Here is a 1,454-nt window from a genome sequence, read left to right as displayed (position 1 = left end):
TCGACCACATCGAGGAGGACACGCTGCTCGTGTTCCGTTCGACCATCTACCCCGGGACGACGAACATCGTCTGCGACCGGCTCGAGGACGCGGGCCACGAGGTCGGCGAGGACGTCTATGTCACCTTTGCGCCCGAGCGCATCGCCCAGCACAAGGCATTCGAGGAGGTCGTCGGCCTACCACAGCTCATCGGCGCGCCCGACGACGAGAGCTACGAGCGCACCGCCGACGTGTTCGAGACGTTCCTCGAAGCGGACTGCCTACGGCTGAACCCCACCGAAGCGGAGCTCGGGAAGCTGTTCACGAACATGTACCGCTACCTCACGTTCGCGGCGGCCAACGAGTTCTACCTCATCGCGGACTCCTTTGCGACCCACCACGACGTGAACATCCACAAGATTCTGGACAAAACCGGCCAGGACTACCCGCGCTTCGATGTCCCTGACCCGGGTGCGAACGTCGGCGGTCCGTGCCTGACGAAGGACGGCTGGTTCCTCGTCGACAACATCCCCTACAACGAACTGGTGTCGACGGCGTACCAAATAAACGAGGGGATGCCGGCACAGATCATCGGACGGATGGCCGACAAGGCCCCCGAGCCGGAGAAGGTGACCGTGCTCGGCATGACGTTCAAGGGTAACTCCGACGACACTCGTAACTCCGTCTCGTTCAAGATGGAGAAACAGCTCCGGATGAAGGGGTACGGCCAGCCCGTCGAGATCGAACCGAACGTCGAGGGGTTCGACGACTGGGATGATGTCGCTGGGAGCGACTGGGTCGTGCTGATGACCCCGCACGACGAGTTCGCCGACTTCGAGACCGTCCGCGAGCACGTCGACAACGAGGACTGTCTCTACTGCGATATCTGGGGACTCTGGGAGGAAGCAAAGCACGAGTCTGACAACGGTTACTTCTTCGGGTACGAGCTCGCCGACGAGCGTGCAGCAGCCGAGGAGGTGGCGCGATGAGGGTGCTCGTCACGGGCAGCGAGGGGTCGCTGATGCAGTGGACGATCAAGCACCTCGTCGAGGACGGCCACGACGTCGTCGGTGTGGACAACCACGCTCGCTACGACGACTACGAGCACACGAAGGTCGTGGACAACTCCGAGTACGAGTTCCACAAGGCAGACCTCACCGACTACGACCGCGTGATGGAGCTCACCGCGGACGTCGACGGCGTCATCAACGCCGCCGCACTCATCTACGGCGTCAAAGGGTTCCACGAGTACCCGGCGGATATCCTCTCGAACGATCTCAGCATCCACCGGAACATCCTCGAGGGAGCGAAGGAGAACGGCGTCGACCGCGTCGCCTACCTCTCCAGCTCGATGGTGTACGAGCAGGACGAGCCGCCGCACGAGGAGGACGACGTCTGGGACAGCACGGTCCCATCCACGGACTACGGTCTCTCGAAGGTGGTCGGCGAGCGTCAGAGCATGGCGTTCGAGGAGC

The 1,454-nt window shown here is 62.8% G+C and carries 2 protein-coding genes; both read left to right on the top strand.

The window, feature by feature from the left end; translation table 11 throughout:
* Nucleotides 1-968 (top strand): UDP binding domain-containing protein (locus tag NO345_RS19545; protein ID WP_303647116.1); only part of this gene is annotated, 968 nt, incomplete at its 5' end.
* Nucleotides 965-1,454: NAD-dependent epimerase/dehydratase family protein (locus tag NO345_RS19540; RefSeq protein WP_256302099.1), on the top strand; the 490-nt coding region annotated here is incomplete at its 3' end. The genes NO345_RS19545 and NO345_RS19540, both read left to right, overlap by 4 nt.

This window comes from Haloarchaeobius salinus (assembly GCF_024464185.1).
Lineage (GTDB): Archaea > Halobacteriota > Halobacteria > Halobacteriales > Natrialbaceae > Haloarchaeobius > Haloarchaeobius salinus.
This window is presented reverse-complemented; position numbering and strand designations above follow the sequence as displayed.